Here is a 14,180-nt window from a genome sequence, read left to right as displayed (position 1 = left end):
CCGGGCGAGGATCCGCTCGACCGCCGCCGTCTCGTCCGGCGCCATGTCGGACAGGACCTCCGCCACGCCGCGCACTCGGGTTCCCGGCGCTCGACACGAGCGTGACGCTGTTCGCGTTCCTGTTCCTCGTCGCGCTCGGCATGGACTACAGCTTCTTCCTGACCACCAGGTCCCGGCGCTCGTGTTCCTGCTGGGCGACCGGTCTGGTGGCCGAGCCGCACCCGGGTGGACTCGCCCGATGCGCAGGCGACGGCGCTCCTGAGGAGCTGACGCGTCAAGCCTGGGCGGCCGCGAGGCGCTCTCGGCGCGCCGCGCGCCACACCTCCCAGGCCGCCCCGGCGTTCAGCACGCCGATGGCGAGGCCCACCACGATGTCCGGCCATCCGGACGCCGCGGCGAGCGTGACGAGGCCGGCGGCGAGGATCGCCAGATTGGCGATCGCGTCGTTGCGCGCCGACAGCCAGGCCGCTTTCGGGAGGCTGCCGCCGGAGAAAGCGGTGGCGGGCCAGGAGGAGTGCGCAGGCGAGATTCACGACGAGCGCTCCGAACGCCGTGAGCGTCAGCGGGGCGACCTCGGGCGGCTGCGGGTCCAGGATCTTCGCGACGGCCGTCCAGACGGTCGCAGCCGTCGGAACCAGGATCGCCACCGCCAGGAGCGAGCCGACCGCGCCGCGGGCCCGGAGCGACCAGCGGGCGGCGACGAAGATGAGCAGGTTGATGCTCGTGTCCTCGAGGAAGTCGACGCTGTCGGCGAGCAGCGAGACCGATCCGATGACCCGCGCGACCGCGAACTCGACGCCGAAGTAGGCGAGGTTGAGCAGGGCCACCAGGAGGACGGTCGATTGCAGCGCGCCGGTGGCCTCCGCGCTTCCCTCGGAAGGGGTGGTCAGCGGGTCCCCTCGGGCGAGCGCCTCCACTCGGTCGAGTAGCGCGCGATCTCCGCGGCCACCCGTCCCATGAATTCGGTCGCCGCGCGCACGGTCTCCTCGGGGAGCGGCTCCGCGGCGGCCGCCACCGTCGCGTCGAAGGACCGGAGCGCCCGGTTCAGCCGGTCCGTCCCGCGCTCCGTGAGCTGGATCTGCAGCATCCGCCGGTCGGTCGGATGGGCGGCGCGCGTCACGAGCTCGGCCCGCTCCATCCGGTCGAGCAGCGCCGTCACGGTGCCCGTGGTGAGGTCGAGGGAGTCGGCCAGCTGCTTGGGGCTCATCCTCCCCGCCAGCGAGATGCGGTTGAGTGCCCGAAGCTCGGTGATGCCGACGCCGGCATCCTGCGCCACGCGGTGGCGGAAGGCGTCGACGTTCCTCACGAGGAGGCTCACGGCGGCCGCGGCCTCGCGGTAGAGCCCTTCGTCGGGTGCGATGCCGGCGGAGCCGGCCCTCTGGTCGCTCACGGGAGTCCCTCTCGCCTTCGGCTCGGCCGCCCCCACTCTACGCCGGAACTGTCGGTAACGACGAGAATCTCGACACTCAAGCGAGTTGACCGCCGCGCGTTCCCCACGTACGCTTTTCCGAGCGCCGGAGGGGGAATGCACTCGGCGCAGGGCCGGCGGGGGCCGGACGGAACGGATGCGGGGGACATGGAGCGGGACACGCGCGTGCTCGTGACGAGGACGGAGGATGGGGACTTCCTCGTCGCACGCTCGGGACAGGTGGTGGGAGTCGTCCGTCGGGGGGCGGACGGCTACCTCACCTACCCCAGCAGCCCGGAGTTCCCGCGCCTCGGTCCGTTCGACCGTCTGGAGGACGCCGTCGGCGCCTGCGCCGAGCATGAGGACTTCATGCTCCTCGCCTGAGCGGCATCGGAAGGGCCGCCGGTCAGCCCGCCGGGTCGACGCTGTGGAGGCGTTCGAGCTCCCCGCGCATGTACTCGATCGCTCCGCCGTTCGCGGGACCGGGCCCGACCGCGTGCGACGTCTCGCCGAGGATCGGGATGCCTGCGCCGATGACGAGGGAGATCTCCTCGACGGTGCCGTCCGGGTCCACCGTGCGCAGCTGCACGTTGTCGGCGGTACGGGCACGCGCGAGAGCGGCCGAGTACTCCAGGAGGAGCGTGACGACGTCCTGTCCGGCGAGGAAGGTCCGGCCGGCGTAGACGAGGCGCATCACGGGTCACCACCCTAGGTGCCGGGGCCCGCAGCTCCGAACGCCTTGACACGAGGCGTGCGGCCCGGCAGGCGCGCCCCTACGTCACCCGGAACGCCCTGCGCAAGGCCTTGGCCGGGGGCTGCCTCGCGTGGTCCCATGGACGAGCCGGCCCGCTGGACCGGAGAGCCACCCGGACATCACCCGAGATCCTGATGCCCCCTGGGTCCACGCGGAATCGTGGGCCCAGGGGGCATCTGCGGTGTGCGGAACAGGAGGGCCTCGAGCCACCCGAAAGCCGAGGCCCCCCCTGCCGAGCGGATGCGGCACCACCCCGCGCGAATCCGCCGGTCGATGTTACCGGAGCCGGCGGGTCACCAACCGCTCGGATCCGACTTCGGCGCGCCCCAGTTCCGGTCGATCGATCGGTGCTGCTGCGCATCCTCCGTTAGAGCTCCGGGACGCGCGTGTGGTCCCCGCCCGCGCCGGTGTACGTGCCGATCGGCTCGCCCGCTACGGGACGCGTGAGCGGCGGGGCGTTGCCGTGCTGTCGCGGACGACGAGATGGGTGGCGAGGTCGAGCCGGGCCGGCGGGCCCTCCTGCCGCGGCTCGAGCACGAGGCGCACCGCCGTCTCCGCCATATCGCGCAGCGGCTGGCGGATGGTGGTGAGGCGGGGACTCGTCCACTCAGCGAGCGGGAGGTCGTCGTAGCCGACGACCGAGACGTCCCCGGGAACCGTGAGCCCCAGGAGCCGCGCCGCCTCGAACACCCCGAGGGCCTGGAGGTCGCTGCCCGCGAAGATCGCGGTCGGGGGGTTCTCGGACGCCAGCATGCGCAGCGCGGCCGCTCGGCCGCCGTCCACCTGGAAGTCCCCGAACTCGACGTGGTCCTCGTCGATGGTCAGGCCCGCGGCGAGCATCGCCGTGCGATAGCCGTCCAGGCGCGCTCGCGAGCACATCATGTCCTCCGGACCGGTGATCGCCGCGATCCGACGGTGTCCGAGGTCGATGAGATGGCGGGTGGCGGCGAGCCCGCCGGACCAGTTGGTCGACCCCACGGAGGGCACGTCGGGCGAGGGATCCCCGGCCGGATCGATGATCGCGAACGGGATGCCGGAGGACCGGAGGCGGGCGCCGTGGACCGGATCGAGGTCCGAGAAGACGAGCACGACCCCCGCAGGACGCCGCTTCAGGACGCCGTCGATCCAGCCCGAGTCGGGGGAGTGCCGGCTGCCGCTCTCGGTGAGGACGAGGCTCAGCCCTCGCTCCCGCGCTGCACTCTCGGCGCCGCGGACGATCTCGAGCGCCCAGGCGCTCTCGAGCGCGTGGAACACGACCTCGAGGAGGGTGGAGCGACGCGGACCGGCGCCGCGGCGGAGGTAGCCGTGGCGCTCGACGAGCTGCTCGATGCGCGCCCGGGTCTCGGGCGCGACATCCGGGCGGCCGTTGAGCACCTTGGAGATGGTGGCGAGGGAGACCCCCGCCTCCGCCGCCACGTCACTCAGCGTGACGCGCTCGCCGGAGGCGGGGGAGGTGCCCTCCCCGTCGCCTGCACCGCGGGCGCCGCCGGCGCGAGCCCGCGGTGCGCGCACGGGTGTCAGCCTTCCGAGGAGGGCGACACGGTGAACCGCGGGTGCAGCTCGCGGGTATGGTCCACGACGCGGACGTCCCCGACGAGGGTCACCGACGTGCTGAGGACGATGTCCCCGCTCGACCGGCCGAGGCCGAGGACGAGCTCGCCGGGCTCCACGATCCGCTCTCCCGAGCGGGACGTGAAGGCCGCGAGGTCGGCCGGCACGGTGACGGAGATCTCCGCCTCCTGCCCCGCCTCGAGCTCCACCCGGGTGAAGCCGATCAGGCGCTGCACCGGACGTACGACTGACGCGACCGGGTCGTGCAGGTAGAGCTGCACGACCTCGGCGCCGGCCCGGTCGCCCCGGTTGGCGACGCGGACCGAGACCCGCGCCTCGCCGTCGATGGGGATCTCCTCGCCGCTGCTCTCCGACCCCGTCCACTCGAACGTCGTGTAGCCGATCCCGTGCCCGAAGGGGAACGCGGGGGTGGGGTCGATGTTCGAGACCGAGCTGGAGCGGGCGAGCGGAGCCGCCAGGTAGGTGGACGGCTGCGAGCCGGGCGACGACGGCACCGAGAGCGGCAGGCGCCCGCTCGGGTTGACCGCACCGCTCAGCACGGACGCGATGGCGCGGGTGCCCTCCTCGCCGGGGAAGAACGTCTGCACGATGGCGGACGCGTCCGTGACGGCGCGGCCGAGCGCGTAGGGGCGCCCCGAGAGCAGGGTGACGACGGTCGGCGTGCCCGATCCGACCACGGCGTCGAGCAGGTCCTGCTGGGCGCCGGGCAGCGCGAGCGTCGCGGCGTCGCAGCCCTCGCCGCTCGTGCCGCGGCCGAACAGCCCCGCCCGGTCGCCGAGGGCGACCACGACGACGTCGGCGCTCTGCGCGAGCGCGACCGCCTCGGCGATCCCGTCCGTCTCGCCGCCGTCGATCGTCGTGCCCTGCACGAACTCGATCTCGCTGTCCGGGAACTCCTCGCGCAGCGCCTCCAGCAGCGTGGGCAGCTCGATCCCGATCGCGAAGTCGGGGTGGTGGACCCCGATGTGCGCCGGGAAGGAGTAGCAGCCGAGCACCGCGAACGGGTTGTCCGCGTTCGGGCCGACCACCGCGATCCTGGCCGGGCGGCGCAGGGGCAGCGTGCCGTCGTTCGTGAGCAGGATGACCGCCTGCTCCGCGATCTCGCGCGCGAGCGCACGGTTCTCCGCGCTGTCCAGGTCGATCGATCCGCGGACGGCCTCCTGGTCCTCCTCGTCGGAGAGCGCGGCGGGCCGGGCGGACCAGTCCGGGTCGAGCAGGCCGAGCTCCACCTTCTGGCGGAGCACTCGCCGCAGGGCGCGGTCGACGAGCGCCTCGTCGACGCGGCCCTCGCGGATCGCCTCGCGCAGGGGCGCCCCGTACGCGTTCACCGTCGGGAGCTCCACGTCGATGCCCGCGGCCAGCGCCTGGCCGGCCGCCTCGCCCAGGTCGCCCGCGGTCCCGTGCAGGTTCTTGAGGAAGGCGACCGCGAAGTAGTCCGCGACCACCGTCCCCTCGAAGCCCCAGGTGTCGCGGAGGAGGCCGGTGAGCAGCTCCACGTCGCCGGCCGTCGGGATGCCGTCCATGTCGGTGTACGCGTTCATCACGGAGCGCGCGCCTCCCTCGCGGAGGGCCATCTCGAACGGCGGCAGCAGCACGTCGTTGCGCTCACGGTGACCGATCGACACGGGCGCGAGGTTGCGCCCGGCCCTGGAGGCCGAGTAGCCCACGAAGTGCTTGAGCGTCGCGACGAGGCCGGACGACTCGAGCCCGCGGACGTACGCGGTGCCCACCGTGGCGACGAGGTACGGATCCTCGCCGATGGTCTCCTCGACCCGGCCCCAGCGGGCGTCCCGCACCACGTCCAGGACGGGGGAGAGACCCTGGTGGACACCCACGGACCGCATGTCCTCGCCGATGCGGCGGGCCATGCTCTCGATGAGCTCCGGGTTGAAGGTCGCGCCCCACGAGGGCGGAACCGGATAGGCGGTGGCGCCCCAGGCGGCGAAGCCCGCGAGGCACTCGTCGTGGGCGACCGCCGGGATGCCCCAGCGGTTGCTCCGCGCGATGCGCTCCTGGCTCCGCATCAGCGACAGCGCGCCGACCGCGGGGTCGACGGGACGCGTGCCGAACGGGCGCGTCAGCTGCCCCAGCCCGTCGGGGAGCAGCTCGTCGAGGTCGACGACGCTCTCCATGTCGTGCTGGTGCGGAGCGACCTCGGCGCCCTCGTTCGAGGCGCCCACCCACACTCCGTAGAGCTGGGCGATCTTCTCCTCGAGGGTCATCGCCGAGACGAGGGCCTCGACCCGCTCCTCGGTGGATGCCGTGGTGTCCCGCCAGAGAGGCAGGGTGGACACAGGGGAGTTCATTCGGAACCTTTCAGCCCTTGACGGCGCCGGTGAGGCCGCCGACGATCCGGCGCTCGGCCAGCGTGAAGAAGATCAGCGCGGGCAGCATCGCGAGCGAGGTGAACGCGAGCACCGCGGCGGTGTCCTGCGAGTACTGCGTGGAGTACGCCTGGACGCCGAGCGGGAGGGTGAACGCGTTCGGGTCGCCGAGCACGAGCAGCGGGAGCAGGTAGGCGTTCCAGCTGCCGACGAACGCGAGGACGCCGACCGTCACGAGTCCGGGTCCCGAGAGCGGCAGCAGGATCCGGGCGAAGAACCCGAACCGGCCGGTTCCGTCGATGACCGCCGCGTCCTCGAGCTCCTCCGGGATCGCCCGGAGGAAGGGCACGAGGATGACGATCGTCGTGGGCAGCGCGAACGCGACCTGCGGGATGATCACACCGAGCAGCGACCCGAGCAGGCCGAGGTTCTGCAGCATGAGGTACAGCGGCAGGATCGCGACCGTGAGCGGGAAGAGCAGCCCGACCGTGAAGAGCGTGTACAGCGCGTCCCGGCCCTTGAAGTTGTAGCGGGCGATCACGAAGGCGGCCATGACGCCGATGATCACCACGCCGGCGGTCGTCGCGAGCGCGGTGAGCGTGCTGTTGGCGACCTGCTGCCAGAACGTGCCCGCCGTGAGCACGGACCCGTAGTTGTTCAGGATCCAGGGGCTCGGGAGCCCCGCGGGGTCGGCGTTGAGCTGCGCGTTGGAGCGGAACCCCCCGAGGATCACGTAGAGCACCGGCACGACCGAGATGCCCACCACGATGAGCGCGATCACGTAGACGAACGGCGAGCTCCAGTCGAACCGGCGGCCCGCCTCGTGGTGCGAGGGAGGGGTCTTGGAGAGATCGGTGGCGAGGTCGACAGTGGTCATGTCAGCCCACCCTTCTGGACATTGTGCCGCCGATGTCGCGGCTCAGCACGAAGCGCTGGTAGATCAGCGCGAAGATGAACGAGACGACGAAGAGGATCACCGCGACGGCGCTGCCGAACCCGAACTGGGAGCGCTGGAAGCCGAACTGGATCATGTAGGTCGCCATCGTGGAGGTCGCGTTCGCCGGTCCGCCGCCCGTCATGATCCAGACCATGTCGAACAGCTGGAGCGAGCCGATGATCGACAGGAACGCCCAGATGCGGATGGTCGGTCCGAGCAGCGGGATGGTGATGTGGCGCTGCGTCTGCCACCAGGAGGCGCCGTCGATCTGCGCCGCCTCGGACAGCTCCTCGGGCACGCCCTGAAGGCCGGCCAGGAAGAGGATGATCGCGAAGCCGAGGTACTTCCAGCTCACGACCGCGAACACGGTCCACAGGACGAGGTTCGTGTCCGCGAGCCAGAGCTGCTTCAGGCCCCCCAGCCCCACTGCGGCGAGGAAGCTGTCGAACGGGCCGTTCGGCTGCAGGAGCAGGCGCCAGGCGACACCGGCGATGACCTCGCTCAGGACGTACGGGATGAAGATCGCGACTCGCAGCACGGTGCGTCCTCGCAACGGCCGGTTGAGCAGCAGTGCCGCCCCGATCGCGATCGGCCCCTGGACGAGGAGCGATGCGATGACGAAGAAGAGGTTGTGGCCGACCGCGCCGAGGAACACGGGGTCGCTGAGCGCGCGGGCGTAGTTCTCGATCCCCACGAACTCGGTGAGGGGTCCGAGGCCGTTCCACTTCCAGAAGCTGTAGAAGGCTGCCAGCAGCACCGGGAGCAGCACGAAGGTCAGGTAGACGATGAGGGCCGGCGCAGCGAAGAGCGCGATGAAGAGGTTGAGCCGGCGGGCGTTGCGGCGCTGGTGGGCGCGGCGGGTTTCGTTCATGGGACCGGGCTGAGACGCCGCCGGCCGCGCGGAGTCCGCGCGGCCGGCGGGAATCGAGCCCCGGTCCCGGCCCACCTCAGTGGTGGACCGGTCCGAGATGCTCATTGTTCCGTTGTTCCTTAGAGGGTCGCTGCCGCGTCCGTCATGGCCTTCACGATGTCGCCCGGCTGTGCCTGGCCCGCGAACATGTTCGCGATCGCGTCGTTCATGGCGCCACCGACGGTCGGGCCGAAGGTGGTGTCGAGCCACAGCTGCACGTAGGGGGCGCTGTCGCGGCCCTCGAGCAGCGTCTGCATGGTCGGGTCGGTGACCGCGTCCTCGGAGCCCTCGGCGACGGGGAGACCGGTCTGGGTCTCCGCGAAGGCCCGCTGGTTCTCCACGTTCACGACGAACTTGAGGAGGTCGACGCACTCCGGCGGAGCCTGCCACGAGCAGGAGAACCCGTCGCCGCCGCCCAGGGCCGCCTTCGGGTCACCCTCGCCGCCCTCGACGCCCGGGAAGTTGAACCAGCCGAGGTTCTCGCCGAGGCCCTCGCCGCTTTCCGTGAGCCCGGCCATGACGCCCGGGTTCCAGTGGCCCATGAGCTCCATGGCCGCCTGCCCGTTGGCGAGCATGCCGGCCGAGCTGCCCGCGCCCTGCTGTGCGGACGTGGCCAGGAAGCCCTCCTGGAACGGCTCCGTCTCGATGAAGGACTGCAGGTGCTCACCGGCCTCCTCGAAGCACGGGTCGCTGAAGTCGAACTCGGCGGACGCCTGCTCCAGGGTCTCCTGCGAGCAGCTGCGGAGCGCGAAGTTGTACCAGTAGTGCGCGGCCGGCCACTTGTCAGCGGCGCCGACCGCGATCGGCGTGATGCCGGCGGCCTTGAGCTTGGACACCGCGTCGTTCAGCTCGTCCATCGTGGCCGGCGGAGTCGTGATGCCGGCCTGCTCGAACATCGCCTTGTTGTACCAGAAGCCCTCGATGCCCATGCTGTAGGGCAGGCCGTAGGTCTGGCCCTCGAACTGCCAGCCGGCGGCCTTGCCGCCGATGGAGTCGAGCTCCTCCTCCACGTCGTCGGAGATGTCGAGCAGACGGCCGGCCTCGACCTGGGCCGCCATCTCGCCGCCACCCCACTGCTGGAACAGGTCCGGCGGGTTGTTGGAGCGGAGCGCGTTCGGGATCTTGGTCCGCTGGAGCTCCTCGTTCTGCGTGACCTGGATCTCGACCTTGACGCCCGGGTTCTCCTCCTCGAAGGCGTCGGCAACGCTCTGCCAGTACTCCTTCAGGACTCCCTGGGTGCCGTTGTGCCACCAGGTGAGCGTGACGTCGCCGCCGCCCTCTCCGCCGCCTCCGCCGCCGCCGCCGCCGGCACAGCCGGTCAGGGCGAGGGTTCCCGCTGCGAGTGTGACTGCTGCAGTACGCATGATGCTGCGTCTGTTCTTCATTGAACGCCTCTCGAAAGTTTCGGCATCGGTACCGAAAATTGTTCAGGTGCCTGGATGCTACGTAAGGCGGGGATCGAGGTCAAGCCGGTTGCGCCATCCGGCGCACGCTTCTCCGGGCGAACTGGACATGCGGCGGGCACTCGTCCTAGCGTGAGCGCCACCCCTATGGGGGTAACTTTTCTCGCGAAGGAGCGAAACATGGCGATACGACGGCGTATCAGGGCATGGGGGACGGGGCTTCTGGCCCTGGCGCTGGCCGGGGGCGCGGTGCCCATGGGGGCCGCAGCCGCGGAGGAAGCGGCGACGGTGCTGAGCACCGACTTCGAGGACGGGAGCTGGGCGCCCTGGGTCCAGAACGGAGGGCCCGCTCTCTCCGTGGTGGACGCCGACGGCGGCAAGGCGCTCCTCGTGCAGGGCCGCGCCAACAACTGGGACGGCATCAAGTCCCCGGCGGGCCTCCTGCAGTCCGAGGTGGAGTACACGTTCTCGATGCGGGTCCGGCTCGCGGAGGGCGTCACCGGTCCCGCCGGCGTCCGCTTCGTCGCCGAGACCCGCCACGCGGCCGGGAACACGACCTACGACTGGATCGGCGGCGCGTCCATGACCGCCGACGCGTGGAGCACCGTGACGGGCACGTACACCGTGCCGGCCGGGGCGTCCACCCAGGTCTACATCGGCACGGACGACCTCGCCGCGCCCTACGGCTACCTCGTCGACGACATCCTCATCACGGGGCCGGCGGCTCCGCCCGCCGAGCAGACCATCACGGCGGTGGACTTCGACGACAGCACGACCGGGACGTGGACCCCGAGCGGCAACCCGGCCCTCGCCTACGTGGATGCGGACGGCGGCAAGGCGCTGTCCATCACGCGCGCGGCGGACTACGAGGGCATCCAGTCTCCGGTCGGGCTCCTCGAGGCCGGCGTCGAGTACACCTTCTCGATGCGGGCGCGCCTGCCCGAAGGAGCGGCGGGCAGCACGCAGGTGCGCTTCGTCGTGAAGCCGGCGTACAACTGGGTCGGCAACGCCACGATCGACGGCAGCGGCTGGACGACGGTGACCGGGACCTTCACGCTTCCCGAGGTCGACAACGGCGGCAACCCGATCGACCCGGCCCAGTCGCAGGTGTACATCGGCACCTCCGACCAGGCCGGCCCCTACACCGTCCTCGTGGACGACATCCTGATCACGGCGGCCACCGGCGGCGAGGAGCCCTGGGAGCCGACGCCCGACCCGGACTTCGTGCCGGGCGGTGCGGTGAACCCCGTCGAGACGCCCGTCGCCTCCGCGCGCGGCAGCGGCAACGTGTCCGCCCTGACGTTCGACGACGGGCCGAACCCCGGCGAGACCGAGGAGATCCTCGACTTCCTCGCGGCGAACGACCTGCCCGCGGTCTTCTGCGTCATCGGGCAGAACATCCAGGCCGAGGGCGGCGCGGACATCCTGCGCCGGATCGTGGCCGAGGGGCACACCCTCTGCAACCACACCACCTCGTACGCCGACATGGGCAGCTGGACGCACGCGGCGATCGAGGCCGACCTCAAGGCGAACCTCGAGATCATCCGCGACGCGCTCGGCGACCCGGACGCGCAGGTGCCGTACTTCCGCGCGCCGAACGGCAGCTGGGGCAGCACCCCGGAGGTCGCGGTCGCCCTCGGAATGCAGCCGCTCGCCGTCGTCAACGTGATCAACGACTGGGAGACGCAGGACGAGGCGACGCTCACCGCGAACCTCCGCGCGGCCATGAAGCCGGGTCAGCTCGTGCTCGTGCACGACGGCGGCGGTGACCGCGCGGGCACCGTGGCGGCGGTCGAGACCGTCGTGTCGGAGCGGCTGGCGGAGGGCTGGACGTTCACGCTTCCCGGCGGCGGCATCCCCGCTGCCGGTCCTGTCCTGAGCAGCGACTTCGAGGACGGGCTCGACGGCTGGGTGCCGCGCGGAGACGCGCAGGGCGACCCCACGGTCACCCTCACGACCGAGGAGAAGCACGGCGGCGCGCAGGCGGCGCTCGTGAGCAACCGGACGTCTCAGGGCGACGGCATCGGCCACGATGTCACCGGACTCATGCAGCCCGGCGTGACCTACGAGATCACCGCCTGGGTGAAGATGGCGGCGGGCGCCGGCTCCGACGACATCTGGCTCAGCATGCAGCGCACGAGCGGCGGATCGACGTCGTTCGACACCGTCGGCCAGTTCGCGGACGTCACCTCCGGCGAGTGGAGGCAGGTCACCGCGACGTACCAGATGCCGGCCGCCGACACTGCGTTCGTGTACTTCGAGACCTCCTACACGGACGGCGGCGCGGGGAGCTTCCTCCTCGACGACGTGGTCATCCAGCCGCAGGAGGACCGGGGCGTCCAGCCCCTGACGCCGCTGCAGGACACGGTCGACTTCCCGATCGGCGTGGCGATCGACCGCCGGGAGACCACCGGCAGCGCGTCCGAGCTGCTGCTGCGGCACTTCGACCAGATCACGGCGGAGAACCACATGAAGCCGGAGGCCTGGTACGACGCGGAGGGGGCCTTCGGCATCCACCCCGAGGCGCAGGCGCTCATGGACTTCGCCCAGGCGAACGACCTGCGGGTCTACGGGCACACGCTCGTCTGGCACAGCCAGACGCCGGCCTGGTTCTTCCAGAACGGCGCGGGACAGCCGCTCACGACGAGCGAGACGGACCAGCAGGTCCTGCGCGACCGCCTGCGGACGCACATCTTCGCGGTCGCGGAGGCGCTCAGCACCGGAGGCGGCTACGGCCTCTTCGGCAGCGAGACCAACCCGCTCGTCGCGTTCGACGTCGTCAACGAGGTCGTCTCCGACGGCCGCGAGGAGGCGGACGGGCTGCGCCGCAGCGAGTGGTACCGCATCCTCGGCGAGGAGTACATCGACCTGGCGTTCCAGTACGCGGACGAGGCCTTCAACGGCCAGTACGCGGTCGAGGGCGAAAGCCGGCCGATCACCCTGACGATCAACGACTACAACACCGAGCAGATCGGCAAGCAGCAGCGCATGCACGCCCTCGTCGAGCGGCTGCTGGCGCGCGGCGTCCCGGTCGACGCGGTGGGTCACCAGTTCCACGTGAGCCTCGCCATGCCGGTGCAGGCGCTCGAGGACGCGATCGTCGCCTTCTCGGACCTGCCCGTCACCCAGGTGGTGAGCGAGCTCGACGTCACGACGGGGACGCCCGTCACCGAGGCGCTGCTGGTCGACCAGGGCTACTACTACCGCGACGCGTTCCGGATCTTCCGCGAGCACACCGGGGAGCTGTTCTCGGTGACGGTGTGGGGCCTCACGGACGGCCGGAGCTGGCGGAACTCCTCCGGCGCCCCGCTGCTGTTCGACGACCAGCTGCAGGCCAAGCCCGCCTACTACGGCGCGGCGGACGCCGAGCTGCCCGCCCCGCTCCGGACGGCGGTCGTCTTCGCGGGCGACGTCGCGCTGGGTGACGGCGCGGTCGACGCCCTCGAGTGGTCGCAGCTCCCGCTGCACGCGGTGGAGGACGTCGCCGGGTTCCAGCTGCGCTGGAGCGCCGACCGCCTCACCGCCTACGTCCGAGTGATGGACGCCACGCCCGAGGCGACCGACGCCGTCTGGTTCACGGTGGGGGACACCACCTCCACCGTGGGCAGGAACGGCGAGGGCGACGTCGACGCCGTGACGGCGGAGGTCGACGGCGGCTGGGCGGTCGTCGCCCACCTGCCGCTCGCGGCGGCCGCCGAGGGCGACCTCGTCGCGTTCGACGTCCGGGCCACCGACGGCGCCGTGACCTCCGGCTGGGCCGGGGAGGGCACGACGGGCACCCTCACGCTCGTGGAGCCGCTGTCGTACACCGAGGTCGTGGAGGCGCCGGCTGCTCCGGCCATCGACGGCGAGGTCGACGAGGCCTGGGCCGGTGCGAACTCCGTCGTCACGAGCAAGTTGGTGGCGGGCGACCCGAACGGCGCCGAGGCGACGGTTCGCACGCTCTGGCGCGACGGAACGCTGTACGTCCTCGCCGAGGTGGCGGACCCGACGCTCGACGCGTCCGGATCCGACCCCTGGATCCAGGACTCGGTCGAGATCTTCCTCGACGCAGGCAACGTCAAGAACGGCCCGTACCGCTACGACGACACGCAGATCCGGATCAGCTACCTGAACGCGGTCTCGTTCGGCACCGGTGACGAGGCCTTCCAGGAGGGCCGCCTGCAGAGCGCCACGAGCGTGACCGACGGCGGCTACATCGTGGAGGCGGCGATCAGCCTGCTCGACGAGGGCGGCGTGGGCACCTTCCACGGCCTGGACTTCCAGGTGAACGACGCGACGGCGGGCGCCCGCACCGCGGTGAAGACGTGGGCGGACCCGACCGGGCTGGGCTACCAGAGCACCGCTCGCTGGGGCGTCGTGCAGCTCGTCGAGCCGGCGTTCGTGCCCGACCCGAAGGTCGCGACCGAGGGCGGCAAGGTCGCGGCCGGCGGCTCCCTCGCGGTCGAGGTCACCGGATTCCTCCCCGGCAGCTCGGTCGAGCTCTCGCTCGAGGCGAAGGTGGGCCGGTCCGTCGTGACCGTGCCCCTCGGCGCCGTCACCATGGGGTCGGACGGGTCCTTCACGGGCGCCGTCACCGTGCCGACGGACACCAGGACGGGGAAGTACACCCTCGTCGCCGAGTCCGGTGAGCTGAGCGCCACGGCCGACGCGTCGGTGCAGGTGCAGCCTGCGCCGCGAGGAGGCCGCAGCTGACCCGGCCGGCGTAGGGCCAGGACCGAGGCGCGGCGTCCCCTCCCGGGGCGCCGCGCCTCGGCATGCCCGGCCCGAGCGTCCTTTGCGGGGCGCGCTGGATCGCGCCGACGGCAGGGCGGCCCAGCCGTCCACGGCGGTTCAGCCTCCTCAGGCCGCCGCGGGGCACACAGAAGGCCG

The 14,180-nt window shown here is 71.6% G+C and carries 10 protein-coding genes; 3 read left to right on the top strand and 7 right to left on the bottom strand.

Features of this window, described 5'->3' with window-relative positions; translation table 11 throughout:
• The first annotated feature begins 101 nt into the window (after positions 1 to 101).
• Positions 102 to 929, top strand: a complete 828-nt coding sequence (locus J3P30_RS04040; protein WP_210479642.1) for a hypothetical protein — start codon at positions 102 to 104, stop codon at positions 927 to 929.
• Here J3P30_RS04040 and J3P30_RS15345 read toward each other — a convergent pair.
• Positions 887 to 1,390: a MarR family winged helix-turn-helix transcriptional regulator gene (locus tag J3P30_RS15345; protein WP_210479641.1), complete on the bottom strand. Its 504-nt coding sequence runs from the start codon at positions 1,388 to 1,390 to the stop codon at positions 887 to 889. The genes J3P30_RS04040 and J3P30_RS15345 overlap by 43 nt on opposite strands.
• 186 nt (positions 1,391 to 1,576) lie before the next feature.
• On the opposite strand from J3P30_RS15345, the gene J3P30_RS04030 reads away from it, so the two are divergent.
• Positions 1,577 to 1,792 (top strand): hypothetical protein, encoded by a 216-nt coding sequence (locus tag J3P30_RS04030; protein ID WP_210479640.1) that lies wholly within the window; start codon positions 1,577 to 1,579, stop codon positions 1,790 to 1,792.
• Positions 1,793 to 1,814: 22 nt separating this feature from the next.
• Here the strand turns inward: J3P30_RS04030 and J3P30_RS04025 are convergent, their stop codons facing one another.
• From J3P30_RS04025 to J3P30_RS04000, 6 genes are all read right to left on the bottom strand, one after another.
• Positions 1,815 to 2,105, bottom strand: a complete 291-nt coding sequence (locus J3P30_RS04025; protein ID WP_210479639.1) for a hypothetical protein — start codon at positions 2,103 to 2,105, stop codon at positions 1,815 to 1,817.
• Between the two features lie 489 nt (positions 2,106 to 2,594).
• On the bottom strand, positions 2,595 to 3,674 hold the full coding sequence (locus J3P30_RS04020) for a LacI family DNA-binding transcriptional regulator (RefSeq protein WP_210479638.1): 1,080 nt from the start codon (positions 3,672 to 3,674) through the stop codon (positions 2,595 to 2,597).
• A gap of 5 nt (positions 3,675 to 3,679) precedes the next feature.
• Positions 3,680 to 6,040 (bottom strand): glycoside hydrolase family 3 N-terminal domain-containing protein, encoded by a 2,361-nt coding sequence (locus tag J3P30_RS04015; protein ID WP_210479637.1) that lies wholly within the window; start codon positions 6,038 to 6,040, stop codon positions 3,680 to 3,682.
• A gap of 10 nt (positions 6,041 to 6,050) precedes the next feature.
• A complete protein-coding gene (locus J3P30_RS04010) occupies positions 6,051 to 6,935 on the bottom strand; it encodes a carbohydrate ABC transporter permease (RefSeq protein WP_210479636.1) in 885 nt (294 codons plus the stop codon).
• 1 nt (position 6,936) lies between these two features.
• On the bottom strand, positions 6,937 to 7,866 hold the full coding sequence (locus J3P30_RS04005; RefSeq protein ID WP_246852701.1) for a carbohydrate ABC transporter permease: 930 nt from the start codon (positions 7,864 to 7,866) through the stop codon (positions 6,937 to 6,939).
• A 119-nt stretch (positions 7,867 to 7,985) separates the two neighbouring features.
• Positions 7,986 to 9,269, bottom strand: a complete 1,284-nt coding sequence (locus J3P30_RS04000; protein ID WP_246852700.1) for an ABC transporter substrate-binding protein — start codon at positions 9,267 to 9,269, stop codon at positions 7,986 to 7,988.
• Positions 9,270 to 9,488: 219 nt separating this feature from the next.
• Here J3P30_RS04000 and J3P30_RS03995 point away from each other — a divergent pair, with 219 nt between their 5' ends.
• Positions 9,489 to 14,003: an endo-1,4-beta-xylanase gene (locus J3P30_RS03995; RefSeq protein ID WP_210479633.1), complete on the top strand. Its 4,515-nt coding sequence runs from the start codon at positions 9,489 to 9,491 to the stop codon at positions 14,001 to 14,003.
• The last annotated feature ends 177 nt before the right edge of the window (positions 14,004 to 14,180 follow it).

It is taken from the genome of Naasia sp. SYSU D00948, assembly GCF_017916515.1.
Lineage (GTDB): Bacteria > Actinomycetota > Actinomycetes > Actinomycetales > Microbacteriaceae > Naasia.
Note: the sequence above shows the minus strand (reverse complement) of the source record. Positions and strands in the feature narration are given on the sequence as shown.

Coding starts and splice junctions, on each gene's coding strand:
- J3P30_RS04030 (WP_210479640.1), top strand. CDS start 1,577: ATGGAGCGGGACACGCGCGTGCTCGTGACGAGGACGGAGGATGGGGAC.
- J3P30_RS04015 (WP_210479637.1), bottom strand. CDS start 6,040: ATGAACTCCCCTGTGTCCACCCTGCCTCTCTGGCGGGACACCACGGCA.
- J3P30_RS04010 (WP_210479636.1), bottom strand. CDS start 6,935: ATGACCACTGTCGACCTCGCCACCGATCTCTCCAAGACCCCTCCCTCG.
- J3P30_RS04005 (WP_246852701.1), bottom strand. CDS start 7,866: ATGAACGAAACCCGCCGCGCCCACCAGCGCCGCAACGCCCGCCGGCTC.
- J3P30_RS04000 (WP_246852700.1), bottom strand. CDS start 9,269: ATGCGTACTGCAGCAGTCACACTCGCAGCGGGAACCCTCGCCCTGACC.
- J3P30_RS03995 (WP_210479633.1), top strand. CDS start 9,489: ATGGCGATACGACGGCGTATCAGGGCATGGGGGACGGGGCTTCTGGCC.